We start from the raw sequence: 25,203 nt of genomic DNA, 5'->3' as shown, positions 1-25,203 counted from the left end.
AGGCACCCCTCGAAAGGGGAGCGCCGTCACTCGTACGTGCTAATCCGCGGGTCATGGGCCCGCGGAGGCCCCGTTCGTCCCTCTAGGCTCCGGACCCTGACAGGCGGCAGGCCGAGCACGGTCGACACGGTCGGGGGAGGGGCTCATGGAGGCGTTACCGGCACGGGCCCGCGTGTACGTGACCGGTGTCGTCGTGGCGGGCCTGCTCTGTCTGCTGCCGGCGGTGCCCCTGCCGCCGGCGCCGCTGCCACAGCTACTACCGGCCGCACCCGGTCCAGATACCCCCTGGGGGGCTGTCGCATCGCTCGCCGTGCTGTACGCCGGCTGCGAACGCCTGGCCCGGTCCCGGCACCTCGGTGCCCCGAACCCGGGCGGCACCTTCCACCCCGTACTGCTCGCCGCGGCCTTTCTGCTACCGCCGTCCGCCGCCGCGCTGGTCGCGCTGCCCGGCGCGCTGCTCATCCCCGTGGAACAGCGGCCGTTCCTTACGCGGCGGATCTGGCGGGCCGGACAGTTGACCCTCGTCGTCTGGGCCGCGAGCCGGGCGCACCTTGCGGCCGGCGGCCGGGAAGCGGTCGCGGACGGTGACGTTCCAGCGGCGCTGGGCGCAGCCGGCGCCTCGGTGCTGGTGTTCTGCCTGGTGCTCACGCTGCTGGACCGCGGCATCCTGGAGCTGACGGGCGGCGTGCCGTTTCGGCGCGGGAACCGGACGTCCCGTCCGGGGCCCCGGCGGACGACCCGGCGGAACACCCGGCGCACGACCTGGTGGCGGCTGTTCCTGAGGTCGCTCGCACCGGTCACCGTGCACGGGCTCGCCGGACTGATGATGGCCCTGCTGTGGCGCAGCCCCTACGGGCCCGTGGCCGCGCTCCTCGTGCTGCTGCCGATGTGCGTCTCGTGGTGGGCGTTCGCCCAGTACCACCGGGAGCGGGCCGCCCACCAGGCGACGATCCGCGCGCTTGTGCAGGCCGTCGACATCAAGGACGGGTACACGCGCGGGCACAGCGAGCGGGTCGGCCAGGCATCCACGATGATCGCGCGTGAGCTGGGCATGGACGACGAGCGGACCGAGGTGCTGCGCTTCGCGGGCATCCTGCACGACGTCGGCAAGCTCGGGGTGCCCACCCGGCTGCTCACCAAGGACGGGCCGCTGACCCCCGAGGAGCGGCGGGTGATCGAACTGCACCCCGAGTACGGACACGAGATGGTGCGCGGGATCTCCTTCCTGGGCGAGGCCCGCGCGGCGGTGCTGCACCATCACGAGCGGTTGGACGGCAGCGGCTACCCCTACGGGCTGGCGGGCGGTCAGATCCCGGAGTCCGCGCGGGTGGTGGCGGTCGCCGACGCCTTCGACGCGATGACCTCCAACCGGTCCTACAGCAGGGCCCGGCCGGTGCCCGTGGCGCTGGAGGAGCTCCAGCGGTGTGCGGGCGACCACTTCGACCCGCGGATGGTGGAAGCGCTGGTGCGGGTGATCGGCCGGACCGGCTGGCATCCCGCGGTGACGGCCGAGGACGTCCGGCAGCCTCCTGGCCCGACCGCGCCGCCGGCCGACGAGCCCGTAGACGAGCCGGCTGCCGATCCGGTCGACGAGCCCGTCGCCGATCCGCCCGGGGTACGCCGATGACCCTCCGGACGCACACCCTCCTGCACGCCTGCGCCGCCGCGCTCGCCGCCGGCTGTCTCGGCGCCACCCTGTGGCACGGGATCGCGGAACGCGGTGCCGCCCTCGCCTTCGGCGTCCTCGTCGCCGTCGGCGAACTCACCCGGCACCACGGACCGCGGCCCCGCGACGGACGGCAGCCCGGCGACGGAGCGCCGCCGGGCGCCGGAACGCAGCCCCGCGACGGAACGCGGATCCGACAGGCCGCGCCGCTCGCCGCCGCCGGGGCACTGGCGTACGCGCTGCTCGGCGAGACCGGCGGGCGGCCCAGCCACCACGGCGCGGCCCAGGTCGTCGCCGTGGTCCTCGCCGCCTCGCTGCTCGGCAGCGTGCCGCACATCGGGCGCGGGCGCGGGCCCACCCGCGACCGGCTGGCCCGCCGGACCCTCACCGTCGGGTTCGTCGCCGTGTGCTTCCAGCCGCTGTACGGCCGGGGGACGTTCGACGACTGGGGCGGGCCCGCCCACGCGCTGCTGCTGCTCGCCCTGCTGTCGCTGTCCGCGCTGTGCGACGCCGTGCTCGCCGCCGCGCTGGCCCACTCCCGCACCGGCTGGCCCTTCCCACCGGTGCTGCGCGACGAACTGCGGGCGCTGCCCGGCATCGGGGCCGCCGTCGTCGCGACGGGCGCGGTGATGGCGCTCGGCGTCGCGGTCGTGGGGCTGTGGGCGCTGCCCCTGCTCTCCGTGCCCCTGCTGCTCGCGCAGCTGTCCTACCGGCGGTATGCGGCCGTCCGGGCCACCTACCGGCAGACCATCGCCTCCCTCGCGCGGGCCACCGAGATCGCCGGCTGCACCCCGGCCGGGCACGCCCGCAGGGTCGCCGACCTCAGCCAGTCGGTGGGCCGGGACCTTGGGCTGACCGAGCCGGACCTGACGGTGCTGGAGTACGCGGCCCTGATGCACGACATCGGCCAGCTCAGCCTTGTCGACCCGGTGCCGGCGGGCGCCACCGCCGCCCTGCCGGCCCCGGAACAGCGTCGGATCGCCCTGCTCGGCGGCGCCGTGGTCCGCCAGACCGGGGTGGACCCGAAGGTGGCCGGGATCGTGGAGCGGCAGGCCGAACCCCACCGGGAGCAGCCGCTGGCCGCGCGGATCGTCCGGGTGGTGAACGCGTACGACGAGAAGTCCCGGGCAGGAGGCCCCGGCGGGCCCCTGACGGCACTGGAGGAACTGCGTCTCGGCACCGCCGGCGAGTACGCGCCCCAGGTCGTCGAATCCCTGGCCCGGGTGCTGTCCAGAGCAGCCGGGGCAAGGGAGCACGGAGACGGGTACGACGACGGAGACGGCCGGTCGTGAGGCAGTGGGAGGTCGCCGGGCATCACGGGGGCCGGGGTGTGAGGATGAGGACGACGTGGGGAGCAGGGGGATGAGGAGGACTTGGGGGAGCGCCGGGAGAAGGGGCGCGAGAGCCGGCGTGAGGACAGCGCCCGGCCGCGGCGGGAGCCGGGAACGGGACGGTCTGACCCGGGCAGGTCCGGGGTAACCCATGGGTAATGAGCGCCCTTCCAGCCGTACGTGGTTGGATGCGAAGGAGACGGTGTCCGGGGGCTAGGCCGCCCACCGCACGGAACTGGCAGGCGGGAATCGTGAGGATCTTCGGCAAGGGACGGAACAGGCCCTCCGCCTCCTGGCGGCAGGCCACCGACCGCGCGTTCACACTCATCGGCGACGGCCGCTACGAGGACGCGGGCGCGTTGCTCACCCGGGCCGCCGATCTGGAGCCCTGGCTGTCGGAGTCCTGGTTCAACCTCGCGTTGCTGCACAAGTTCCGGCACGACTGGGAGCAGGCGCGGGCGGCGGGCCTCAGGGCCGTGGCGCTGCTCGACCGGGACGCCGGGGCGCCGGACTGGTGGAACGTCGGCATCGCCGCCACCGCCCTGCAGGACTGGCCGCTGGCCCGCCGCGCCTGGCAGGCCTACGGGCTGAAGGTGCCCGGGAGCCCCACCGAATCCGGCGAGCCGCTCGGCATGGACCTGGGCAGCGCGGCGGTACGGCTGTCCCCGGAGGGGGAGGCCGAGGTCGTCTGGGGACGGCGGCTCGATCCCGCCCGGATCGAGGTGCTGTCCATTCCGCTGCCGTCCTCCGGCCGCCGCTGGGGCGAGGTCGTCCTGCACGACGGGGTGCCGCACGGTGAGCGGAGCACGGCGGCCGGGCACACCTACCCGGTGTTCGACGAGATCGAGTTGTGGGCGCCCTCACCGGTGCCGACCTGGGTGGTCCTGCTGGAGGCCGCGAGCGAGGCCGACCGGGACGCCCTGGAGCAACTGGCCGCGGACGCCGGGTTCGCCGCCGAGGACTGGTCGTCGTCGGTGCGGCTGCTGTGCCGGATGTGCTCGGAGTCCCGGATGCCGTCCGACGAGGGCGAGGGCGAGCACCTCGACCCGCACGACCACAGTGAGCCGGGACATCCCGGACCGCTCGGCCATCGTACCGACGGGCAGTTGTGGGTGCCGGAGCGCGAGTGCGGGCTCGCCGCGCCGCCCTCACTGGTCCGCGGTCTGCTGGACGGATGGGTCGCGGACAGCCCGGACTCGCGGGACTGGCGGGACCTCGAAGAGGTCTGCTAGGCCGTTCGGAGCCCGTTGACCGGACGGGGCACCGGACTGTCCTTTGGCCGTTCACCGGACCGGCCACCGGACCGGCCATGAGGCAGGCTGCGAGCGCGGGCCGGTCGGCGGGCGGGCCGTTCGCCGTACCCTGTATCAACATCACACCCCATGTTTTCCAGGAAGGCGTACGTCGGTCATGGCTCAGCAGGACACCGATCAGCAGCACGCGGGCGTGCTCCCCGTCGACGAGGAGGGGTACGTCATCGACACGGAGGGCTGCGCGGAGCGCGAGGCCGCCTGGGTCGAGCGCGGCACCTCGCGGCCGATCACCGTGGTCGGCAACCCGGTGCTGCACAAGGAGTGCCGGGACGTCACCGACTTCGGCCCGGAATTCCAGCAGCTGGTCGCGGACATGTTCGCCAGCCAGCGCACCGCCGAGGGCGTGGGCCTGGCCGCCAACCAGATCGGCGTCGACCTGAAGGTCTTCGTCTACGACTGCCCGGACGACGACGGCGCGCGCCACGTCGGCGTGGTCTGCAACCCCAAGCTGGTCGAACTGCCGGCCGAGAAGCGCCGGCTGGACGACTCCAACGAGGGCTGCCTGTCGGTCCCCACCGCGTACGCGCCGCTGGCCCGGCCCGACTACGCCGAGGTGACGGGTCAGGACGAGCTGGGCAACCCGGTCAAGGTGCGTGGCACCGGCTACTTCGCACGGTGTTTGCAGCACGAGACGGATCATCTCTACGGCTACCTGTACATCGACCGGCTCTCCAAGCGGGAACGCAAGGACGCGCTGCGGCAGATGGACGAGAACGAGCCGCGCTATCCCGTGGTCGCCAACGACTGACCTCCTGCCACCTTCATGACTGCCAGGGTCCTTGACCCCCCTGGTTCGCAGAACTCCCTCGCGCACGGCGCCTGTTCCGGCACCCCCTCCGGAACAGGCGCCGTTCGTCTTTTCGTCAGGCGTTCGACCCTTCGACGGGCCGTCAGCGCGAAATCAGACACACAAGGGGAGATTCTCGGCACCGCAGGGTAGTGAAGAGGCAAATGCGTTCCCAGGAGGGGCGGTTGTGGTGCTGAATGGAGGAGTGGGGATAGGTAAGGGCGCGCGTCCGGCACGGGGGAAGGGGTGCGCGCCGACCGGCGGCTGAGAGGGGATTGTTCGTGCATGCTTTGTCACACGGCACCACATCGAAACCGACCACCATCACAGTTCCACCGGCGCTGTCTCTTCCGGTGATCGAGGCGGCGTTTCCCCGGCAACTCCATCCGTATTGGCCGAAGCTCCAGGAGGAAACCCGTGCGTGGCTGCTCGAAAAGCGGCTCATGCCGGCGGACAAGGTGGAGGAATATGCCGACGGACTGTGCTACACGGACCTCATGGCGGGCTACTACACAGGCGCCGCCGACGAAGTCCTCCAGGCGATAGCGGACTACAGCGCGTGGTTCTTCGTCTGGGACGACCGGCACGACCGCGACATCGTGCACGGCCGCCCCGACGCCTGGCGGCGGCTGAAGGACCAGCTGCACGCGGCCCTCGACAGTCCCACGGACCACCTGCGTCACGAGGACGCACTGGTGGCCGGGCTCGCGGACGGTGTGCGGCGGCTGTACTCGTTCCTTCCGGACACGTGGAACGCCCGGTTCGCCCGGCACTTCCACACGGTGATCGAGGCGTACGACCGGGAATTCCGCAATCGTACGGAGGGAATCGTCCCCACCGTCGAGGAGTATCTGGAACTACGCCGGCTCACCTTCGCACACTGGATCTGGACCGATCTCCTGGAGCCGAGTGCGGGCTGTGAGCTGCCGGACGCCGTACGGAAGAACCCGTCCTATCGGAAGGCGGCCCTGCTGAGTCAGGAATTCGCGGCCTGGTACAACGACCTCTGCTCACTCCCGAAGGAATTGGCGGGCAATGAGGTACACAATCTCGGAATCAGTCTCATCGTCCATGAAGGGCTGACCCTCGAAGAGGCGGTCGTCGAGGTGAGGCGCCGCATCGAGAAATGCATAGCTGAATTTCTCGACACGGAACAGGAAGCCTTACGATTCGCCGACGGTCTTGACGACGGCACAGTGGGAGGAAAGGAACGGGGCGCGGCCGTGCGGGCCTGCCTCGTCAACATGCGGAACTGGTTCAGTTCTGTCTACTGGTTCCACCACGAGTCCGGCCGGTACATGGTCGACAGCTGGGACGACCGGTCCACGCCCCCGTATGTCAACAACGAAGCGGCAGGTGAGAAATGACCGTCGAGTCGGTGACTCCCGACGCACCCGACGCATCCGGAACGACCGAAGCGTCCGACGGAGCAGCCCAGGCGAGGACCGACGCGACCGGGCTGCGTGTGGCGCCGGTGGCCGGCGGAGGCTTCCCCGGCCTCGGCCACGGCCTGAAACTGGTCCGCGATCCGCTGGCCTTCATGTCCCAGCTGCGCGACCACGGCGACATCGTGCGGCTGAAGCTGGGTCCCAAGACGGTGTACGCCGTCACCACGCCCGCCCTCACCGGGGCACTGGCGCTGAGCCCCGACTACATCATCTCCGGCCCTCTGTGGGAGTCCCTGGAGGGTCTGCTCGGCAAGGAGGGCGTGGCCACCGCCAACGGCCCGCTGCACCGGCGCCAGCGGCGCACCATCCAGCCCGCCTTCAAGCTCGACGCCATCCCCGCCTACGGCCCGATCATCGAGGAGGAGGCCCACGCGCTGACCGGACGCTGGGCATCGGGGGAGCCGGTCGACTGCACCTCCGAGTCGTTCCGGATCGCCGTGCGCGTCGCCGCGCGCTGCCTCCTGCGCGGGCAGTACATGGACGAGCGGGCGGAGCGGCTGTGTGTCGCGCTCGCCACCGTCTTCCGCGGTATGTACCGGCGGATGGTGGTGCCGCTCGGCCCGCTGTACAAGCTGCCGCTTCCGGCCAATCGCGAATTCAACCGGGCCCTGGCCGATTTGCATCGCGTGGTCGACGAGATCGTCGCCGAGCGTCGCGCTTCCGGTCAAAAGCCGGACGATTTGCTGACGGCATTGCTGGAGGCGAAGGACGACAATGGCGACCCGATCGGGGAGCAGGAGATCCACGACCAAGTGGTCGCGATACTCACTCCCGGCAGCGAGACGATCGCCTCCACGATCATGTGGTTGCTCCAGGCACTTGCCACGCACCCGGAACACGGCGACCGGGTGCGTGACGAAGTTCTCGCCGTTACCGGGGGCCGCCCGGTGGCATTCGACGACATCCACAAGCTCACACACACCAACAATGTCGTCGTCGAGGTCATGCGTTTGCGGCCCGCCGTCTGGATATTGACGCGCCGGGCGGTCACCGACACGGAACTCGGTGGCTATCGCATTCCGGCCGGAGCGGACATCATCTACAGTCCGTACGCGATCCAGCGCGATCCGAAGTCGTACGCGCGGAACCTGGAGTTCGATCCCGACCGCTGGCTTCCGGAGCGCGCGAAGGACGTTCCGAAGTTCGCCATGAGTCCGTTCAGCGTGGGCAACCGCAAATGCCCGAGCGACCACTTCTCGATGGCCCAGCTCAGCCTGATCACGGCCGCGTTGGCGACGAAGTACCGCTTCGAGTGCGTGCCCGGCTCCGACGACGCCACACACGTGGGCATCACGCTGCGCCCGCACCGGCTGATGCTCAGGCCGATCGCGCGCTGAACCGTCCCCGCCGGCGGGCGCACCACGTCCGCCGGCGGGCGCACCACGTCCGCCGGCGGGAGCACCACGTCCGCGGGCGGGAGCGGCACCGCCGCCGGCGGGCGTTCAGGCGGCCTCCGGGCCGCGGAACGTCCGCCGGTAGGCGTTCGGGGTCGTCCCCACGGTGCGTACGAAGTGGTGGCGCAGCGCGGCCGCGTTGCCGAACCCCGTACGGCCGGCGACCGCGTCCACCGTCTCGTCGGTCCCCTCCAGCAGGCGCTGGGCGAGCAGGACGCGCTGGCGCAGGATCCAGCGGTACGGCGTGGTGCCGGTCTCCTGCTGGAAGCGGCGGGCGAAGGTGCGCGGGGACATATGGGCGCGCGCCGCCAGCTGCTCGACGGTGACCTCCTCGTCGAGATGCCGCTCCATCCACACCAGCATCTCGGACACGGTGTCGCCGCCGGGCAGCGGCAGCGGGCGCTCGATGTACTGGGCCTGGCCCCCGTCGCGGTGCGGGGGCACCACCATGCGCCGGGCGATCCGGTTGGCGACCTCGGGGCCCTGCTCCTTGCGCACGAGGTGCAGACAGGCGTCGATCCCGGCGGCGGTGCCCGCGGAGGTGATCACCGGGTCCTCGTCGACGTAGAGCACGTCCGGTTCGACGGTCAGGTGGGGGTATTTCCTGGTCAGCGCGTCCGCGTGCCGCCAGTGGGCGGCGGCGCGCCGGCCGTCGAGGAGACCGGCGGCGGCGAGTACGAACACGCCGGAGCAGACGCTGAGCACCCTGGCCCCCCGGTCCACGCCCCGGCGCAGCGCGTCCAGCAGCCCGGGCGGGAAGTCCCGCGACTCATAGCGAGACCCGGCGGGTACGGCGATGAGGTCCGCCGTCTCCAGCCGGTCCAGGCCGTGCTCGACCTGGATCGAGAAGCCCGTGTTGCTGCGCAGCGAGGGGCCTTCGGCGGAGGCGACCGCGAAGTCGTAGACGGGCAGACCGTCGTCGCTGCGGTCGACGCCGAAGACCTCGCAGACGACGCCGAGTTCGAAGGGGTTCACGCTGTCGAGCAGGACGGCGGCCACATTGCGGAGCATGACTCCAGTGTGCCCCGCCGACGGCAGTAAATCGAGGGTGCACGGCAGTCCTGCCACTGTTCGGTAAGGAGCGTCCGGCGAGACAGTGGTGTCCATGGAGACGACACACGTGGAAGCGCTGATCGGAATGCTGACCGTCCTCGGACTGCTCGTCCTGATGGTCCTCCCCGCCGTCATCGGCATCGTGCACGAGCGGAGGATCGACCGACAGCTGAAGCAGGCCGGGACCGACCGCGCCGTCGAGCGGCGCCACACCTTGGCCGGGGCGTCCCGGCCGGCGCGGAGTCCCGCGCACGGCCCCGCGCGGAGTGCCACCTCGCACCACACCGCACGCGCGGCGTGAGGCGGGGTGGCGCCCGGGCAGACGCCCCGTGGAGGTTCCCCCGAGGGCTGTTCTGCTAGAACTCCTCGTCCAGGTCGACCGTGCCCTCCACGGCGACCTGGTACGCGGACGGACGCCGCTCGAAGAAGTTCGTCAGCTCCTGGACCCCCTGGAGCTCCATGAAGGAGAACGGGTTGTCCGAGCCGTACACCGGAGCGAAGCCCAGACGGGTGAGCCGCTGGTCGGCCACGCACTCCAGGTACTGCCGCATCGACTCGGTGTTCATGCCCGGCAGCCCGTCGCCGCACAGGTCGCGCCCGAACTGCAGCTCCGCCTCGACCGCCTCGCGCAGCATGTCCGTCACCTGCTGCTGGAGCTCGTCGTCGAACAGGTCCGGCTCCTCCTCACGGACGGTGTCGACCACGTCGAAGGCGAAGGACATGTGCATCGTCTCGTCCCGGAACACCCAGTTGGTGCCGGTCGCGAGACCGTGCAGCAGGCCCCGGCTGCGGAACCAGTACACATAGGCGAACGCCCCGTAGAAGAACAGGCCCTCGATGCACGCGGCGAAGCAGATCAGGTTGAGGAGGAAGCGGCGGCGGTCGGCCCGCGTCTCCAGCCGGTCGAGTTTCTCCACCGAGTCCATCCACTTGAAGCAGAACTCGGCCTTCTCCCGGATGGACGGAATGTTCTCCACCGCCGCGAACGCGGCCGTCCGGTCCTCCGGATCGGGCAGATAGGTGTCCAGCAGGGTCAGATAGAACTGGACGTGCACCGCCTCCTCGAAGAGCTGTCGCGACAGATACAGCCGCGCCTCCGGGGAGTTGATGTGCTTGTAGAGGGTGAGCACCAGGTTGTTGGCCACGATCGAGTCGCCGGTGGCGAAGAACGCCACCAGACGGCCGATCAGATGCTGTTCGGAGGGGCTCAGTTTCGCGAGGTCGGCGACGTCCGAGTGGAGGTCGACCTCCTCCACGGTCCAGGTGTTCTTGATCGCGTCCCGGTAGCGCTCGTAGAAGTCGGGGTAACGCATGGGGCGCAGGGTGAGTTCGAAGCCCGGCTCGAGCAGGTTCTGGGTTCGGGGGGCGGTGGTCATTACTGGCAGGCCTCGCAGGACTCGGGGTTCTCAAGGGAGCAGGCGACGGCTTCGGGGCCGGCGGCCGGCTGCTGGGCAGGGGCGGGAGCGGGGCCGGCGGCGGTGGCAGTGGTCTGCGCCTGGGCCGCGCGGGCGATGCGGGTCGCCGGTCGGGAGCGCAGGTAGTACGTGGTCTTCAGACCCCGCTTCCAGGCGTAGGCGTACATCGAGGAGAGCTTGCCGATGGTCGGCGTCTCCATGAACAGGTTCAGCGACTGCGACTGGTCCAGGAACGGGGTGCGGTCGGCGGCCATGTCGATCAGGGCACGCTGCGGGATCTCCCACGCCGTCCGGTACAAGCCGCGCACCTCCTCGGGGATCCAGGTGAAGTCCCGCACCGAGCCGCCGGCCTCGCGCAGCGCCTCGCGGGTCCGCGCGTCCCACACGCCCAGCCGCTTCAGGTCGTTCACCAGATACGAGTTGACCTGGAGGAACTCGCCGGACAGCGTCTCGCGCTTGAACAGGTTGGACACCTGCGGCTCGATGCACTCGTACACGCCGGCGATGGAGGCGATGGTGGCGGTCGGCGCGATCGCCAGCAGCAGCGAGTTGCGCATGCCGACGGAGGCGATACGTTCGCGCAGCGCCGACCAGCGCTCGGGCCAGGCGAGTTCGGTGTCGTAGTGGTCGGGGTGCAGCACGCCCCGGGCGGTACGCGTGTGCTCCCAGGCCGGCAGGGGGCCGACAGGGGTTCCTGCTGTCCCGGAGCCCGTCGCGGGCGTCCGGGGGCGCGCGGCGAGATCGGCGGAGGTCTCGTACGCGGCGAGCATGATGCGCTCGGCGATCCGGGTGGAGAGCCGCCGGGCCTTCGGGGAGTCGAAGGGCAGACGCAGGGCGAAGAAGACGTCCTGGAGGCCCATCACTCCCAGCCCCACCGGGCGCCAGCGCGCGTTGGAACGGCCCGCCTGCCCGGTCGGGTAGAAGTTGATGTCCACGACCCGGTCGAGGAAGGTGACGGCTGTGCGCACGGTCTCGTCCAGCCGCTCCCAGTCCAGGTCACCGGCCGCCGGGTCGACGAGCGCGCCGAGGTTGACCGAGCCCAGGTTGCAGACCGCTGTCTCCCCGTCGCTGGTGACCTCGAGGATCTCCGTGCACAGGTTGGACGAGTGGACGACGTGGCCGGGCTCGGCGGTCTGGTTGGCGGTGCGGTTGGCGGCGTCCTTGAACGTCATCCAGCCGTTGCCGGTCTGGGCGAGGGTCCGCATCATGCGCCCGTACAGCTCCCGGGCGGGGATCGTCTTCCGCGCCAGGCCCGCGGCCTCGGCGGCCCGGTAGGCCGCGTCGAACTCCTCGCCCCACAGGTCGACCAGGTCCGGAACGTCGGACGGGGAGAACAGCGACCAGGCGGTGTCGGCGTCGACCCGGCGCATGAACTCGTCCGGCACCCAGTGCGCGAGGTTCAGGTTGTGCGTACGGCGGGCGTCCTCACCGGTGTTGTCGCGCAGCTCCAGGAACTCCTCGACGTCGGAGTGCCAGGTCTCCAGGTAGACCGCCGCCGCGCCCTTGCGCCGGCCGCCCTGGTTCACGGCGGCGACGGAGGCGTCCAGGGTCTTCAGGAACGGGACGATGCCGTTGGAGTACCCGTTGGTGCCGCGGATCAGCGAACCCCGCGAGCGGATGCGGGAGTAGGCCAGGCCGATGCCGCCGGCGTGCTTGGAGAGGCGGGCCACCTGGTGGTAGCGGTCGTAGAGGGAGTCCAGCTCGTCCTTGGGGGAGTCGAGCAGGTAACAGGAGGACATCTGGGGGTGCCGGGTACCGGAGTTGAACAGGGTGGGGGAGGAGGGAAGGTACTCCAGGCGGCTCATCAGGCCGTACAGCGCGGCGACTTCGTCCACCGCGCGGGGGGTGCCGTTCTCGGCGAGACCGGCGGCGACCCGCAGCAGGAAGTGCTGCGGTGCCTCGACGACCTTGCGGGTGACCGGATGCCGCAGCAGATAGCGGCTGTACAGGGTGCGCAGCCCGAAGTAGCCGAAGCGGTCGTCCGCGCGGGGGTCGATCAGCGCGTCAAGACGGTCCGGGTGCAGCAGGACGAACTCGGCGGTCCGGTCCGCGATGAGGCCCTCGCGGTGCCCGGCGGCGATCGACGAGGTGAACGACGTGACACCCTGCGAGGCGGCCTCGGCGCGGATGCCGAGGGTCAGCAGGCGGGCGGCGAGCCGGGAGTAGACGGGATCCTCGGAGATGAGCCCGGCCGCCGCCTCGGTGGCCAGCTCGCGCAGCTCGGCCTCGTCCGCATGGGCGGACCGGCCGCGCAGCGCGGCGGCGGCGACCCGGCCGGGGTCGGCGTCGGGGAGATCGGCGGTCAGCTCGGTCAGGGTCCGCAGCAGCGCGGCACCGGGGCCGTCGCTCACCTCGACCGCTGAAGCAGGATCGGCTGGCGCGATGGTCACGTGGGGCTCTCCCTCGCTCGGCACGGGGCCTCGGCGAGGGCGGGGGCAGCACACGGGCACGCGAACGTGCCACGCGTCCACCGGCCCATTCCGCGAGGCCCGGACGTCGGGCACCCGGACCGGACGGCCGGGCGCACTGTCGGCAGGTCCTCGGACTGAAGCCCGTGCGGGCACGCGGGAAACGCGAACACGCACAAGTACACCGTTGCGGGACAGTTCCGGATTCGCACCGGATTCCCCTGCGGCGACAGCGAGCATGAGCATACATCTTGTGCCGGGCGCTGTCGGCAGTCCCATATCTTGTGTCCCGGCGGGCGCTGCGGTGCAGGGCCCGCAGGGGTGTCGGAGCGTCAGCTCATAGGCGGGCAGCGTGATGTCGTCCAGGTGCGGAACGGGGTTCCAGTCCCGCCCGGGGGAGCGGACGAAACCGAGACGCTCGTAGATGCGGTGGGCCGTACGCATCGTCCGCCGGGTCGACAGCACGATCCGTACGCACCCCTCCGTGGCCCGTGCCCGGTCGGCACAGGCGCGGACGAGGGCCTCCCCGACACCCCGACACCCCGGCGCCGGGCTGTGCGGGCAACCGCGAGCATCCGGATCTCCGCCTCGCCGGGCCCGGCCATATCGGCCATCGGCCCGCCGCGCGGTACGAACGTCACCCCGTCCAGCACCCTTCCCGCGCCGCCCGCCTCCGACGTCCCGGGACACGCTCCGGTCCCCTCCACGGCGACCGGTGCCTCGGCGGCCGCGGCCCGCCCGGCGACGTCCCTGAGCTCACCGAGGTACGCGTCGCTCTCCCCGAAGTCGAGCAGCCCGTCGCGCAGACAGGCCTGCGCGGTGAGTTCACCGAGTTCCTCGAACTCGTACGGCTCCACCGGCCGGGTGACGATGTCTGTGGGGCGAGTGCGCCCCACGGGTACGACAACGGGCCGCCGGAGACATCCGCGGCCCGTTGTCGTACCCGCGTACCGCGTCAGCGCTTGCCGTCGGCGGCCGTGTCAGCCGTGTCCAGGGGCAGCTCGGTGCTGACGCCCGGATCGCCCGCGTCCGCCGTGTAGTCCTGCGGCCGGGTCTCGTCGATGCCCTCGGGCGCCTTGACGGCCCTCAGGACGAAGGTCAGGGCGATCGTGACCAGGACATTGACCACGAAGGCGGTGAGGCCGATGTAGCCGATCTCGCCGATACCCGGGATCACCTTGGACGAGCCGCCGAAGTGCTTCTGCGTCGGCGAGGCCACCCCGTACGCCGCGACCGTGCCGTAGACCATGCCGACCGCCCAGCCCGCGAGCAGCGCCCAGCGGTGGAACCAGCGGGTGAACAGGCCGCCCACCAGGGCGGGGAAGGTCTGCAGGATCCAGATGCCGCCCAACAGCTGGAAGTTGATGGCGACCGTCTTGTCCATGGTGAGGACGAAGACCAGCGCACCCACCTTCACGAGCAGCGAGACCACCTTGGAGACCTTGGTCTCCTGCGCGGGTGTCGCGTCCGGTTTGATGAAGTCCTTGTAGATGTTGCGGGTGAACAGGTTCGCGGCGGCGATCGACATGATCGCCGCCGGCACCAGCGCCCCGATGCCGATGGCGGCGAAGGCCACGCCGGCGAACCAGGCCGGGAACATGTTCTCGAACAACTGCGGGATCGCCAGCTGCCCGTTGCTGACCTCGACCCCGGCCGCGATCGCCATGAAGCCGAGCAGCGCCAGCAGGCCCAGCATCAGCGAGTACAGCGGCAGCATCGTGGTGTTGCGGCGGATCACCTCACGGCTGCGCGAGGACAGCGTCGCGGTGATCGAGTGCGGATACATGAACAGCGCGAGCGCCGAGCCCAACGCCAGCGTGGCGTAAGTCCATTGTCCCGCCTCGCCCGGCACCAGCGAACCGCGCGGCGCGCCCGTGGCCGGGTTGGTCCCGCTGTACGCCTCGCTCGCCCTGGCGAAGATGTCGTCGAAGCCGCCCAGCTTGATCGGGATGTAGATGATCGCCACCGCGATCACGAGGTAGATCAGCGTGTCCTTCACGAACGCGATCAGCGCGGGGGCCCGCAGACCCGACGAGTACGTGTACGCCGCCAGCACACCGAAGGCGATCAGCAGCGGCAGGTCCTTGACGAACCAGTTGGTGTTCTCGCCGCCACCGACGCCCATCACGTCCAGCACGGCCTGGATGCCGACCAGTTGGAGTGCGATGTACGGCATCGTGGCCAGGATGCCGGTGACCGCCACCGCCAGCGACAGCCCCTTCGAGCCGAACCGGCCGCGCACGAAGTCGGAGGTCGTCACATAGCCGTGCTTGTGCGACACCGACCACAGCCGCGGCAGGAAGGTGAAGATCAGCGGGTAGACGAGGATGGTGTACGGCACGGCGAAGAAGCCCGCCGCGCCCGCCGCGTAGATCGCCGCCGGTACGGCCACGAAGGTGTACGCCGTGTACAGGTCGCCGCCGAGCAGGAACCAGGTGACCCAGGTACCGAACGACCGTCCGCCCAGGCCCCATTCGTCGAGGCTGTGCTCGTTCGTCGCCTTGCGCCAGCGGGCGGCCAGGAAACCCATCGCCGTGACGAGGACGAAGAAGAAGATGAAGACGGCGAGTGCCACGCCGTTCACGCCGTCGTTCATCGCTCGGCACCGCCCTTCGCCGCCGCGCGGGCACGCTGGTCACGCTGCCACAGCTTGTACGCGATCACCGTCAGGGCGGTGGAGATCAGCACCCACAGCATCTGGTACCAGTAGAAGAACGGGATGCCGATGAAGGCGGGGTCGGTCCTCGCGTACGAGTCGACCCGTAACAGGGCCACGAACGGTGCTAGAAGACAGACGCCGATGACGACGCGCGCGGGCGTCACCACCGGACCTCTGCTGGAATCTGGGGCTTGCGACATCGAACGACTCCGTCCCCTCGCTGATCTCCTGCACTGCGCAATGCGCAGGAAATCTAGGTCAGCGTCGGAGCGGGGCGGAACCCCTCGTGGGGATTGCGTACTTAAACTCCACGGAAGGCTGACTCAACGGCGGTGAATTTTCCGTCAACCGTCCGGCTTGTGCTGTTCCGCCCACGGCTCGGCACCGCCTCTTCGGCCGCTCCGGGCTGCGGGGTCCGGGCTGCGGGGTCCGGCTGTGAGCTCCGGTCGTGGGATCCCGCTTCGGAATCAGTCCTGCGGGCGCTTCAACCGGGCCACGAACTTGTACCGGTCGCCCCGGTACACCGAGCGCACCCATTCCACCGGCTGCCCGTCCCGGTCCAGCGAGTGCCGGGAGAGCATCAGCATCGGCAGCCCCACATCGGTGCCGAGCAGGCCGGCCTCGCGCGGGGTGGCCAGGGAGGTCTCGATGGTCTCCTCGGCCTCCGCCAGATGGACGTCGTACACCTCGGCGAGTGCGGTGTAGAGGGAGGTGTACTTGACCAGGCTGCGGCGCAGCGCCGGGAAGCGCTTCGCGCTGAGGTGGGTGGTCTCGATGGCCATCGGCTCGCCGTTCGCCATGCGCAGCCGCTCGATGCGCAGCACCCGCCCGCCGGGGGTGATGTCGAGCAGTGCGGCGAGCCCGTCGTCGGCGGTGATGTAGCCGACGTCCAGCAGTTGCGAGGTGGGCTCCAGACCCTGCGCACGCATGTCCTCGGTGTACGAGGTGAGTTGCAGCGCCTGCGAGACCTTGGGCTTGGCGACGAAGGTGCCCTTGCCCTGGATGCGCTCCAGACGCCCCTCGACCACCAGCTCCTGGAGCGCCTGGCGCACGGTGGTGCGCGAGGTGTCGAACTCCGCCGCCAGGGTGCGCTCGGGCGGGACCGGCGTACCGGGAGGAGCCGTCTCCGTCATGTCGAGCAGGTGCTTCTTCAAGCGGTAGTACTTGGGCACGCGCGCCGTACGGACCGTAGCCCCACCCTCGTTCTCCGTACCGCTGACGTCGGTGCTCATGCTCTGCCTTCCCGGCTCCGAGTGCCGCACGGCCGATACCCCGTCGGCTCCGGCCCACATCGTGGCACGGTCGCGGCCGGGGAGGTTCCCCGTACGCTCCGTGATCCCCTCTGTATACCGCCGAGCCGGGGGCTGGTCTAGTCCACCGTGGCCGCCCGGGGGGTGCGGCGGCCACGGGCTGTGGCGCGGGGCGGGGGAGCCCGAGGGCTTCCGGTCAGATCCCCTGCCAGTCCGGCTTGTTGGCGTAGGTGCGCCGGAAGTAGTCCGCGAACTTGAGCTTGGTCGCGGCGGCCTCGTCGACGACGACCGTGGCGTGCGGGTGCAGCTGCAGCGCGGACGCCGGGCATACCGCGGCCACCGGGCCCTCGACGGTCGCGGCGACCGCGTCCGCCTTGCCCTCGCCGGTGGCGAGCAGGATCAGGTGGCGGGCTTCCAGGATGGTACCGATGCCCTGGGTGATGACGTGGTACGGGACCTGGTCGATGTCGTCGTCGAAGAAGCGCGCGTTGTCCACCCGGGTCTGCTCGGTCAGCGTCTTGATCCGGGTGCGCGAGGCGAGCGAGGAGCACGGCTCGTTGAACCCGATGTGCCCGTCCGTCCCGATGCCGAGCAGTTGCAGGTCGACGCCGCCGGCCTCGGCCAGCGCCCTGTCGTACGTCTCGCACGCGGCCTGTACGTCCTCGGCCGTGCCGTCGGGGCCCATGAAGGCGTCCGTGCCGATGCCGAGCGGCTCCAGGACCTCGCGCCGGAGCACCGACCGGTAGGATTCGGGGTGATCGGCGGGGAGCCCCACATACTCGTCGAGCTGGGCGATCCTCGCCCGGGAGGTGTCCACGGCGCCGGAGCGCACCTGGGCCGCCAGTGCCTCGTAGACGGGCAGGGGCGTCGAGCCGGTGGCCACGCCGAGCAGGGCGTCGGAGGTGCGCCGCAGGAGATCTGCCATGGCCCCGGCGATGAGTGCGCCGCCGGCCTTGGCATCCGGAACGATGACAACTTCCACGCTGAGCCTGCCGTTCTGGGAGGGGACTCGGCTGGGACCGATCCTGGAGCGGAGCGGGGCAGCCGTGTGGTTTAGACCAATCTTAAATCTAACAGAGCGGGCCCCGTTCCCGGGCGGAGGGCGGCGGCATTTCCCACGGGAGTCCGCCCCGGCCTTTCCCCAGCATCCCAGCGCGGGACGGTCGCGGCCCGCCGACCGAAATGACCATGGAATTCCGTTCCCTGGCGCACGCCTGCGGGATAGGGTGAATGCCGGACGCCCGTAGGTCCGCTTGACCGTTGTCCCGCTCGACCGTTGTCCCGATGGCGGCGTGAGTATGCGATCGCGTGAGCACGAGAAAAGACAACAACGAACAGTCTCCGACACATGGACACGGGTAGTGGTCTAGTCCACAATGCGTAACAGTGCAGCGCACGCAAGCCTGCCTTCCCCGCACAGGAAGGCGGACCGAGGACCCGGAGCTCTCTGCCCTGACTGCCCCGGATCCTCGTCCCTCGGCCGAACGGGGCCGCACACCCCGCGGCCGATGTCGCTCCGGGCTGCGGTGCCGGGAGGGCTGAGGGTCCCTCTCAGGCGCCGCGGCCCGCGGGTGCTCCCGGGAGAGGGCGCGACGTCCCGAGTACGCTCGCTGACGTGCCCTCCATGAACGAACTCGTACGCCAGCACACCGCTCTCGACGCCTCCGATCTCGAGTGGCTCCATCTGCTGGTCTCGGAGTGGCAACTGCTCTCCGACCTCTCCTTCGCCGACCTGGTCCTGTGGGTCCCCACCCGCGACGGCACCCGCTATGTCTCCGTCGCCCAGATGCGGCCCAACACCGGCCCGACCTCGTACCAGGACGACATGGTCGGCCATCTCGTCCCGCGCGGCCGCCGCCCCATGCTGGACGCGGCCCTGGACGAGGGGCGGATCGTGCGCGAGGGCGACCCGGAGTGGCGCGAGGAGGTCCCGGTCCGCGTCGAGTCCATCCCCGTACGGCGGGAGGGCCGCGTGCTCGGGGTCATCGCGCGCAACACCAACCTGCTCACCGTGCGCACTCCCAGCCGGCTGGAGCTCACCTACCTCCAGAGTGCCTCCGACCTCGCCCAGATGATCGCGGCCGGCACCTTCCCGATCGCGAACCAGCAGCTCGACATGGACGCGTTGCCCCGTGTGGGGGACGGGCTGATCCGGCTCGACGCCGAGGGGGTCGTCCAGTACGCCTCCCCGAACGCACTGTCCGCCTACCACCGGATGGGTCTGGCGTCCGACCTGGTCGGCCACCACCTCGGTCGGACCACCGCCGAACTGGCGCCTTCCCGCGGACCGGTGGACGAGGCACTGGCGAAGGTCGCCAGCGGCTGGGCGCCGCGCGAGTTCGAGATCGAGGCGCCCGGCGGGGTGATCCAGTTCCGGGCGATCCCGCTCAAGCCGAAGGGGACCCGCATCGGTTCGCTGGTCCTGCTCCGGGACGTCACCGAACTTCGCCGTCGTGAAAGGGAGTTGATTACCAAGGACGCGACCATCCGGGAGATACACCACCGGGTGAAGAACAACCTCCAGACGGTGGCGGCGCTGTTGCGCCTCCAGGCCCGGCGGATCGGCTCCGAGCGCGGACGCGCGGCGCTGGAGGAGGCGGTGCGCCGGGTCGGTTCCATCGCGATCGTGCACGAGACGCTCTCCCAGAACCTGGACGAGCGGGTGGAGTTCGACGAGATCGCCGACCGTGTCCTGGCGATGGTCGCCGAGATCTCGCCGGGCAAGGTCACCGGCCGGCGCACCGGCCGCTTCGGCATACTCGACGCGGAGGTCGCCACCCCGCTGTCGATGGTGCTGACGGAGGTTCTGCAGAACGCCCTGGAGCACGGTTTCCGCGAGGGCGACACCGGCACGGTCGAGGTGGCCGCGGTCCGCGGCGGCACCACCAAGGAGGCCCGCCTGCTGGTCACCGTCCAGGACGACGGCGTCGGCCTGCCCGAGGACTTCGACCCGCACACCGGCGGCAACCTGGGACTGCACATCGTACGGACCCTGGTCGAGGGCGAGTTGGGCGGCACTTTCGACATGGTCCCGGCCCCGGACGGGGGGACGCGGGTGATCCTGGACGTGCCGGTGGCCGTGGACAAGTGACGGTGAGTGACGACGAGTGACGTGCGCCAATGGCCTGGACCGGTGGCGTTGGGCTGCGGGCGTGGGCTGGTGACGTGGGCCCGTGCGGTCGGCGAGCAGCGAAGAGCCCCGGACGGGTACCCGTCCGGGGCTCTTGCTTGACTGATGGGTTCCCCTCCGGCTCAAGATGAGCCGAGAACTCGGGGGAGCACCGGGGAACTGCGTGCTGCGGCTCGGGGGCGGGAGATGCGTACGCGCTGTACGCGCCGCCAAGCTCAGGCTGTCAGCAGGGGTGGGTTGTCAGGCGGAGGCCTGACGGGCCCGGTTGCGGGCGGCGCGGCGCTTCATTGCGCGGCGCTCGTCCTCGCTGAGACCACCCCAGACGCCGGAGTCCTGACCGGACTCGAGTGCCCACTGAAGGCAGCTCTCGATCACCGGGCAGCGACGGCAGACGGCCTTGGCTTCCTCGATCTGCAGCAGCGCAGGACCGGTGTTGCCGATGGGGAAGAAGAGCTCGGGGTCTTCCTCGCGGCAAACGGCGTTGTGACGCCAGTCCATGGCTGCTACCTCTCCTTGGTATGAACTACATGTAGCTTGTGAATGTGAACGCTTTCACGAATCCCCCAACAAGTGAAGGGCCGAACGCCAGGTTCCCTGGCGTGGTCCTTGAGTTTGAAGAGGGATTCCGGTGATCTGTGGAGGCCGGTGTTGCGGGCCGTCCCGATCGCCATGTAGAGACTCGCAAACCTCGGCGGCGGATACAACCCCTTCCGGAAAGTTTTTTTTGATTCATCGGTGTCGACTAGGTCACAGCCGTACTTCCATGGGGTGGACCCTGGTCTAAACGTTCGAGTGAAAGGACTTTAGCGTTTTCCGCTCACACAATCACACGCAGTGCACGGCGAACGCCTGTGAACGTCACGCTGGTTCGCAGTCCGAGGTGGTCGCCGTCCATCTGGAGGGGCAGTGGCACCTTCGAATGCAAGGTGAACTGGGTCAGATCGTGCCCCGCGGTCACATGCCTGCCCCGAGGCCCGCGCTCGGGGGACGAAGTGAGCAACTGGGTGCCATACCGGGCAAGGGCGGAGGCGGACAGCCGCTTCAGACCGAAGATGTCGAGGCCGGTATCGAACGAGGCCTTAGGTGACGCGTAGATCGGGCGATTGCCGAGAAACGTCCACGGGGAGGCGTTCGAGACTATGGAGAGCGCCAGATCCCTGACCGGGTCCTCGCCCGGCTGCTCGAGCGTTATCACACCGTGCCGGCGGTGCGGTTCACCGATCAGCTGACGCACGACCTGACGCATGTACAGCGCGTGAGTGGACTTCTTGCCGCGCTCCCGGTGCTGCTCCACCCGGCCGACCACGCCGGCGTCGAAGCCCAGCCCCGCGTTGAAGGTGAACCAGCGGGGTGGCACGCCCTCGTCGTCCGTTCCCGGTGTGCCCGATGTCAGGCCCAGGCCGACGGTGCGTTCGCGGCCCTTGCGCAGGGCGTCCAGCAGGGCACCGGTGGCCTCCACGGGGTGGTTGGGCAGGTCCAAGGCGCGGGCGAAGACGTTGGTGGAGCCGCCGGGGACCACGGCGAGGCCGGGCAGGTGCTCTGGGTCGGGGCCGGCGTGCAGCAGGCCGTTGACGACCTCGTTGACCGTGCCGTCGCCGCCGAGGGCCACCAGCAGGTCGATGTCGTCGCTCTCCGCCGCCTGCCGGCCCAGGTCGCGCGCGTGGCCGCGGTACTCGGTGGTGACCGCCTCCAGCTTCATCTCGCTGGCGAGGGCGTGGATCAGTACATCACGCGTGCGCGCACTCGTAGTGGTTGCCGCCGGATTGACCACGAGAAGTGCACGCATGCGTTGCAGGGTACCTACTGGGTGGTACCGGGCCCAGGCCGAGGTGAGGTCGGGAGCGGGGGCGAGGGTGGACCCAGGGGCGTGATCAGGGGCGGGTCCGGGACGAATCGGGACAGGGCCGGGGGGAAAGGGGGGACGGAGCCAGGGGTGGCACGGGTGGAGGAGGGGGCGTGAACCTCGGCACGGGGGCGAGCGGGGCGAGGGCTACCCTTCAAGGGTGAGCAGCGAGCAGACCCCCACCACCGCCCCGGCCCCCGCCGGCCCCCGCCCGCGCCGCCTGACGTACGCCGCGGGGCTCGCCGCCCTGGAAGGGCTGGCTCTGCTGGTCGGCGGGGTCTGGATGCTGGTCCTCGGGCTCACGGGACAGCCGGACGACCGGCAGCAGGCCGTCACCGGCGGAGTGACGCTCGCGATCCTCGCCCTGCTGCCGCTGCTCGCGGCACGCGGGCTGCTCGGCCGCCGCGGCTGGAGCCGCGGCCCGGCCGTCATCACCCAGCTCCTGGCCCTGCCGGTGGCCTACAACCTGCTGCAGTCCGACAGCGTGGCCATCCCGGCGGGGATCGTGCTCGCGGTGGTGGCCGTCACGGCCCTGGTACTGCTGCTGAACCCCGAGACGACCCGGGCCCTCGGCATCCGGGGGCCCGGGAACGCCGAGAAGTAGCGCCCCACGGCCCGGGGCGCGGTTCACGGTCCGGGCCGCCTTTCGGGACTCACTCCTCCACGAGCAACTTCTCCCGCAACTGGGCCAGCGTGCGGGCCAACAGCCGGGAGACGTGCATCTGAGAGATGCCCACCTCCTGGGCGATCTGCGACTGGGTCATGTTGCCGAAGAAACGCAGCAGCAGAATCCGCTTCTCGCGCGGAGGCAGGTCCTCGAGCAGCGGCTTCAGCGACTCGCGGTACTCCACGCCCTCCAGCGCCTCGTCCTCCGCGCCCAGGGTGTCCGCGACCGCCGGGGACTCGTCGTCGGTGTCGGGAACGTCCAGGGACAGCGTGGAGTACGCGTTGGCGGACTCCAGACCCTCCAGGACCTCCTCCTCCGAGATCGCCAGCTTCTCGGCGAGTTCGTGGACCGTGGGGGAGCGGCCGTGCTGCTGCGAGAGCTCGGCCGTCGCCGTCGTCAGCGCCAGCCGCAGCTCCTGCAGCCTGCGAGGGACGCGCACCGCCCAGCCCTTGTCGCGGAAGTGCCGCTTGATCTCGCCGACGACCGTCGGGGTCGCGTACGTCGAGAACTCCACGCCACGGTCCGGGTCGAAGCGGTCGACCGACTTGATCAGGCCGATGGTGGCGACCTGCGTCAGGTCGTCCAGCGGTTCCCCGCGGTTGCGGAAACGGCGCGCGAGATGCTCGACGAGCGGCAGATGCATGCGGACCAGCCGGTTGCGCAGCTCCGCGTACTCCGGAGTGCCGTCCTGCAGCGTGCGCAGCTCGAGGAACAAGGCACGCGCCCCGCTGCGGTCCTGCGGGTCGCGCTGTGCGCCGTGCGTGCCCGGGGTTTCCGGTGTGCGCCGGGCGCCCCGCGTGCCCGGCGTGCCCTGCGTCTGCGGCACCTCGCTCCCGGCGTGTCGCTCGTGCTCGTTCATCGTCCCGCCCGTCGCCCTTCCCCGAGCGCTCGCCTCGTCCCCCGCCGACGGCTCCGCACGCACCCGGCCTCCCCCGTGGCCGGGGGAGACACCGGGCCGACCGGCCTCAGGCATGCTCCGCGCGGCGGCGTCGTGCCGACCACCGTCCGGAGCGCCGGCCACCGCGGAGTCGTCCTCCGGATGCGGCCGGGCCTGTTCCGGGATGGCGTCGATGCCGTCGACGCCGACCGGAATCCGCTCGGCCGGCAGCTCGCGTGTGCCGCGTTCTTCGTCCCGCACCGGCCCGTCCTCGTTCCTCACGCCGGCCCGGGTCCCGCGCCGCGCTGTTTGTAGAGGCTGATCGAAACGGTTTTGTCCTCGTCCACGGCGGAGGAGACCTTGCCCGCGAGAGCGGACAGCACGGTCCACGCGAAGGTGTCACGCGAAGGGGCGTGGCCGTCCGTGGTGGGCGCCGAGACGGTGACCTCGAGCGAGTCGTCGACGAGGCGGAAGACACAACTGAGCACCGAGCCCGGCACGGCCTGCTGAAGCAGGATCGCGCAGGCCTCGTCGACCGCGATGCGCAGGTCCTCGATCTCGTCGAGGGTGAAGTCCAAACGGGCCGCGAGGCCGGCGGTGGCCGTACGCAGCACCGACAGGTAGGCACCCGCGGCCGGCAGCCGGACTTCCACGAAGTCCTGGGTCGCGGGCTCGCCTGCGATCTGGGACACCCTCACCTCCAAGGTGGTACAAGCGTTCAGGATCGGGGTCGCCCCCGGATGACGCGATATGTGGTTCAGCGGTGACGCTACCGCGCTCCGGATGGTCCTGTCCCCGGGACCCCGACCCCACGCTGTCACTCATAGTAAAACTATGGATACTTTCCGTGGCTAGGGGTCTGCGGGCCCGAATGGGAAGAGCGCGCGCCGGATTGACGTACCCAGACGTCAGACGGTCGAACCTTCCGGTACCGGAGTCCTCTCGGGGGTGCGTCGGGAGGCGTCCGGAAGCCCTTGCCCACAGCCCGCCCGCTCACGGGAAAGGACGCCCGGTGACGACGGCCGCGACCGTGCTCCCGCGCGGGAACGCGTTTTCCTCCACCAGAGCGGCAAGGGCGTAAAGCAACTTGGCGACATAGACACGTTCGACGGGCACGCCGTGACGGTGCTCGAAGTCCGCGGCGAACGCGTCGATTTCCGGGGTGGTCCGGGCGTAGCCGCCGAAGTGGAAGCGGTCGTCCAGGTTCCAGTCGCCGCGTGGACCGCCGAACGCCTCGGCCTGCAGTCCCCGTATCTCGGCGGCCAGGAAGCCGCCCTTGAGCACCGGAACGCCCAGCGCGCGCCCGCCCGGGCCGAGCCCGGAGACCAGCCCGGCGAGCGTCCCGCCGGTGCCGCACGCCACCGCGACCACGTCCGCCCGCCCGGCCAGCTCCTCCCCGAGCACCTGGCAGCCGCGCACGGCGAGGGCGTTGCTGCCGCCCTCGGGGACGACGTAAGCGCCCTCGGCGCCCGCCTCGCGCAGCACGGCCGCGAGGGTCGCCGGCGCGGTCTTGCCGCGGTAGGTCATCCGGTCGACGAAGTGCAGCCGCATACCGTCGGCCACGCACCGGGCCAGCGAGGCGTTGAGGGGGCGGCCGGCGAGTTCCTGGCCGCGCACCACGCCGACCGTGGGCAGCCCCAGCAGCCGTCCGGCGGCGGCGGTGGCCCGCAGGTGGTTGGAGTAGGCGCCGCCGAAGGTGAGCACCGTCCGTCCGGCCGCCGCCGACAGATTCGGCGCGAGTTTGCGCCACTTGTTTCCGATCAGCTCCGGGTGGATCAGATCGTCCCGCTTCAGTACCAGCCGGACACCGCGCCGCTCGAACCGTTCGTCCATGACGTCCTGCACCGGCGAGGGCAGCCGGGGGCGCAGACCCGCGAGACCTCCGTGACCGGCGGGGGTGACGAAGGGCGCGGAGGTCAGGACGGTGGAGGCCGCGGTGGTGGAGGCCAGGGCGGCGGAGGT

Annotated in this window: 21 protein-coding genes, 1 pseudogene and 1 riboswitch; of the genes and pseudogenes, 9 read left to right on the top strand and 13 right to left on the bottom strand. The window is 70.6% G+C overall.

Annotation, left to right across the window (positions count from 1 at the left end; genetic code table 11):
* Positions 1–145 precede the first annotated feature (145 nt).
* From ACFP2V_RS22305 to ACFP2V_RS22280, 6 genes are all read left to right on the top strand, one after another.
* Positions 146–1,627 (top strand): HD domain-containing phosphohydrolase, encoded by a 1,482-nt coding sequence (locus ACFP2V_RS22305; RefSeq protein WP_381215238.1) that lies wholly within the window; start codon positions 146–148, stop codon positions 1,625–1,627.
* Positions 1,624–2,958: an HD-GYP domain-containing protein gene (locus ACFP2V_RS22300; RefSeq protein WP_381215235.1), complete on the top strand. Its 1,335-nt coding sequence runs from the start codon at positions 1,624–1,626 to the stop codon at positions 2,956–2,958. The genes ACFP2V_RS22305 and ACFP2V_RS22300 overlap by 4 nt, the downstream gene beginning before the upstream one ends.
* Before the next feature lie 290 nt (positions 2,959–3,248).
* Positions 3,249–4,229 (top strand): tetratricopeptide repeat protein, encoded by a 981-nt coding sequence (locus ACFP2V_RS22295; protein WP_381215231.1) that lies wholly within the window; start codon positions 3,249–3,251, stop codon positions 4,227–4,229.
* Positions 4,230–4,407: 178 nt separating this feature from the next.
* The gene (gene def / locus ACFP2V_RS22290) at positions 4,408–5,058 is read left to right on the top strand and encodes a peptide deformylase (protein ID WP_381215228.1); all 651 of its coding nucleotides are present in this window, start codon (positions 4,408–4,410) and stop codon (positions 5,056–5,058) included.
* A 320-nt stretch (positions 5,059–5,378) separates the two neighbouring features.
* Positions 5,379–6,464: an epi-isozizaene synthase gene (cyc1, locus tag ACFP2V_RS22285; protein WP_381215225.1), complete on the top strand. Its 1,086-nt coding sequence runs from the start codon at positions 5,379–5,381 to the stop codon at positions 6,462–6,464.
* Positions 6,461–7,882, top strand: coding sequence for a bifunctional albaflavenone monooxygenase/terpene synthase (locus ACFP2V_RS22280; protein ID WP_381215222.1), 1,422 nt, complete (start codon positions 6,461–6,463; stop codon positions 7,880–7,882). Before cyc1 ends, ACFP2V_RS22280 begins: the two co-directional genes overlap by 4 nt.
* A gap of 105 nt (positions 7,883–7,987) precedes the next feature.
* On the opposite strand, the gene ACFP2V_RS22275 is transcribed toward ACFP2V_RS22280, so the two are convergent.
* Positions 7,988–8,950, bottom strand: a complete 963-nt coding sequence (locus ACFP2V_RS22275) for a GlxA family transcriptional regulator (RefSeq protein WP_381215219.1) — start codon at positions 8,948–8,950, stop codon at positions 7,988–7,990.
* 94 nt (positions 8,951–9,044) lie between these two features.
* Here ACFP2V_RS22275 and ACFP2V_RS22270 point away from each other — a divergent pair, with 94 nt between their 5' ends.
* Entirely contained in the window at positions 9,045–9,293 is a 249-nt protein-coding gene (locus ACFP2V_RS22270; RefSeq protein WP_381215216.1) for a hypothetical protein, read from the top strand.
* Between the two features lie 55 nt (positions 9,294–9,348).
* Here the strand turns inward: ACFP2V_RS22270 and ACFP2V_RS22265 are convergent, their stop codons facing one another.
* The 7 genes and pseudogenes from ACFP2V_RS22265 to nagB all read right to left on the bottom strand — a co-directional run bounded on the left by ACFP2V_RS22265 (position 9,349) and on the right by nagB (position 17,706).
* Positions 9,349–10,368: a ribonucleotide-diphosphate reductase subunit beta gene (locus ACFP2V_RS22265; protein WP_381215213.1), complete on the bottom strand. Its 1,020-nt coding sequence runs from the start codon at positions 10,366–10,368 to the stop codon at positions 9,349–9,351.
* Entirely contained in the window at positions 10,368–12,797 is a 2,430-nt protein-coding gene (locus tag ACFP2V_RS22260; protein WP_381215534.1) for a ribonucleoside-diphosphate reductase subunit alpha, read from the bottom strand. Before ACFP2V_RS22260 ends, ACFP2V_RS22265 begins: the two co-directional genes overlap by 1 nt.
* A gap of 124 nt (positions 12,798–12,921) precedes the next feature.
* Positions 12,922–13,061, bottom strand: a riboswitch (cobalamin riboswitch).
* Positions 13,062–13,142: 81 nt separating this feature from the next.
* Positions 13,143–13,711, bottom strand: a pseudogene (locus ACFP2V_RS22255) (GNAT family N-acetyltransferase); the annotation flags it as partial.
* A gap of 59 nt (positions 13,712–13,770) precedes the next feature.
* On the bottom strand, positions 13,771–15,411 hold the full coding sequence (gene mctP / locus ACFP2V_RS22250; RefSeq protein ID WP_381215210.1) for a monocarboxylate uptake permease MctP: 1,641 nt from the start codon (positions 15,409–15,411) through the stop codon (positions 13,771–13,773).
* On the bottom strand, positions 15,408–15,674 hold the full coding sequence (locus ACFP2V_RS22245; protein WP_381215207.1) for a DUF3311 domain-containing protein: 267 nt from the start codon (positions 15,672–15,674) through the stop codon (positions 15,408–15,410). Before ACFP2V_RS22245 ends, mctP begins: the two co-directional genes overlap by 4 nt.
* Before the next feature lie 267 nt (positions 15,675–15,941).
* Positions 15,942–16,706: a GntR family transcriptional regulator gene (locus ACFP2V_RS22240; RefSeq protein WP_381215204.1), complete on the bottom strand. Its 765-nt coding sequence runs from the start codon at positions 16,704–16,706 to the stop codon at positions 15,942–15,944.
* A 214-nt stretch (positions 16,707–16,920) separates the two neighbouring features.
* A complete protein-coding gene (gene nagB / locus ACFP2V_RS22235; protein WP_381215201.1) occupies positions 16,921–17,706 on the bottom strand; it encodes a glucosamine-6-phosphate deaminase in 786 nt (261 codons plus the stop codon).
* A 633-nt stretch (positions 17,707–18,339) separates the two neighbouring features.
* Between nagB and ACFP2V_RS22230 the strand changes: the two genes are divergently transcribed.
* Positions 18,340–19,815: a sensor histidine kinase gene (locus ACFP2V_RS22230; protein ID WP_381215198.1), complete on the top strand. Its 1,476-nt coding sequence runs from the start codon at positions 18,340–18,342 to the stop codon at positions 19,813–19,815.
* 279 nt (positions 19,816–20,094) lie between these two features.
* Here ACFP2V_RS22230 and ACFP2V_RS22225 read toward each other — a convergent pair whose 3' ends face one another.
* Together ACFP2V_RS22225 and ACFP2V_RS22220 are read right to left on the bottom strand one after the other, a co-directional pair.
* Positions 20,095–20,352, bottom strand: coding sequence for a WhiB family transcriptional regulator (locus tag ACFP2V_RS22225; protein ID WP_030219886.1), 258 nt, complete (start codon positions 20,350–20,352; stop codon positions 20,095–20,097).
* Between the two features lie 319 nt (positions 20,353–20,671).
* Positions 20,672–21,640 (bottom strand): diacylglycerol/lipid kinase family protein, encoded by a 969-nt coding sequence (locus ACFP2V_RS22220; RefSeq protein WP_381215194.1) that lies wholly within the window; start codon positions 21,638–21,640, stop codon positions 20,672–20,674.
* A 217-nt stretch (positions 21,641–21,857) separates the two neighbouring features.
* Here ACFP2V_RS22220 and ACFP2V_RS22215 point away from each other — a divergent pair, with 217 nt between their 5' ends.
* The gene (locus tag ACFP2V_RS22215; RefSeq protein WP_381215192.1) at positions 21,858–22,301 is read left to right on the top strand and encodes a hypothetical protein; all 444 of its coding nucleotides are present in this window, start codon (positions 21,858–21,860) and stop codon (positions 22,299–22,301) included.
* Positions 22,302–22,350: 49 nt separating this feature from the next.
* Here ACFP2V_RS22215 and ACFP2V_RS22210 read toward each other — a convergent pair whose 3' ends face one another.
* From ACFP2V_RS22210 to ACFP2V_RS22200, 3 genes are all read right to left on the bottom strand, one after another.
* Complete coding sequence (locus tag ACFP2V_RS22210) at positions 22,351–23,502, bottom strand: RNA polymerase sigma factor SigF (RefSeq protein WP_381215189.1); 1,152 nt, start codon at positions 23,500–23,502, stop codon at positions 22,351–22,353.
* 17 nt (positions 23,503–23,519) lie between these two features.
* Positions 23,520–23,933 carry an ATP-binding protein gene (locus ACFP2V_RS22205; RefSeq protein WP_004925829.1) on the bottom strand — a complete coding sequence of 138 codons (414 nt, stop codon included), beginning with the start codon at positions 23,931–23,933 and terminating at the stop codon, positions 23,520–23,522.
* A 301-nt stretch (positions 23,934–24,234) separates the two neighbouring features.
* Complete coding sequence (locus ACFP2V_RS22200; protein ID WP_381215531.1) at positions 24,235–25,074, bottom strand: 1-aminocyclopropane-1-carboxylate deaminase/D-cysteine desulfhydrase; 840 nt, start codon at positions 25,072–25,074, stop codon at positions 24,235–24,237.
* Between the last annotated feature and the right edge of the window lie 129 nt (positions 25,075–25,203).

This window comes from Streptomyces incanus, assembly GCF_042656345.1.
Lineage (GTDB): Bacteria > Actinomycetota > Actinomycetes > Streptomycetales > Streptomycetaceae > Streptomyces > Streptomyces incanus.
Note: the sequence above shows the minus strand (reverse complement) of the source record. Positions and strands in the feature narration are given on the sequence as shown.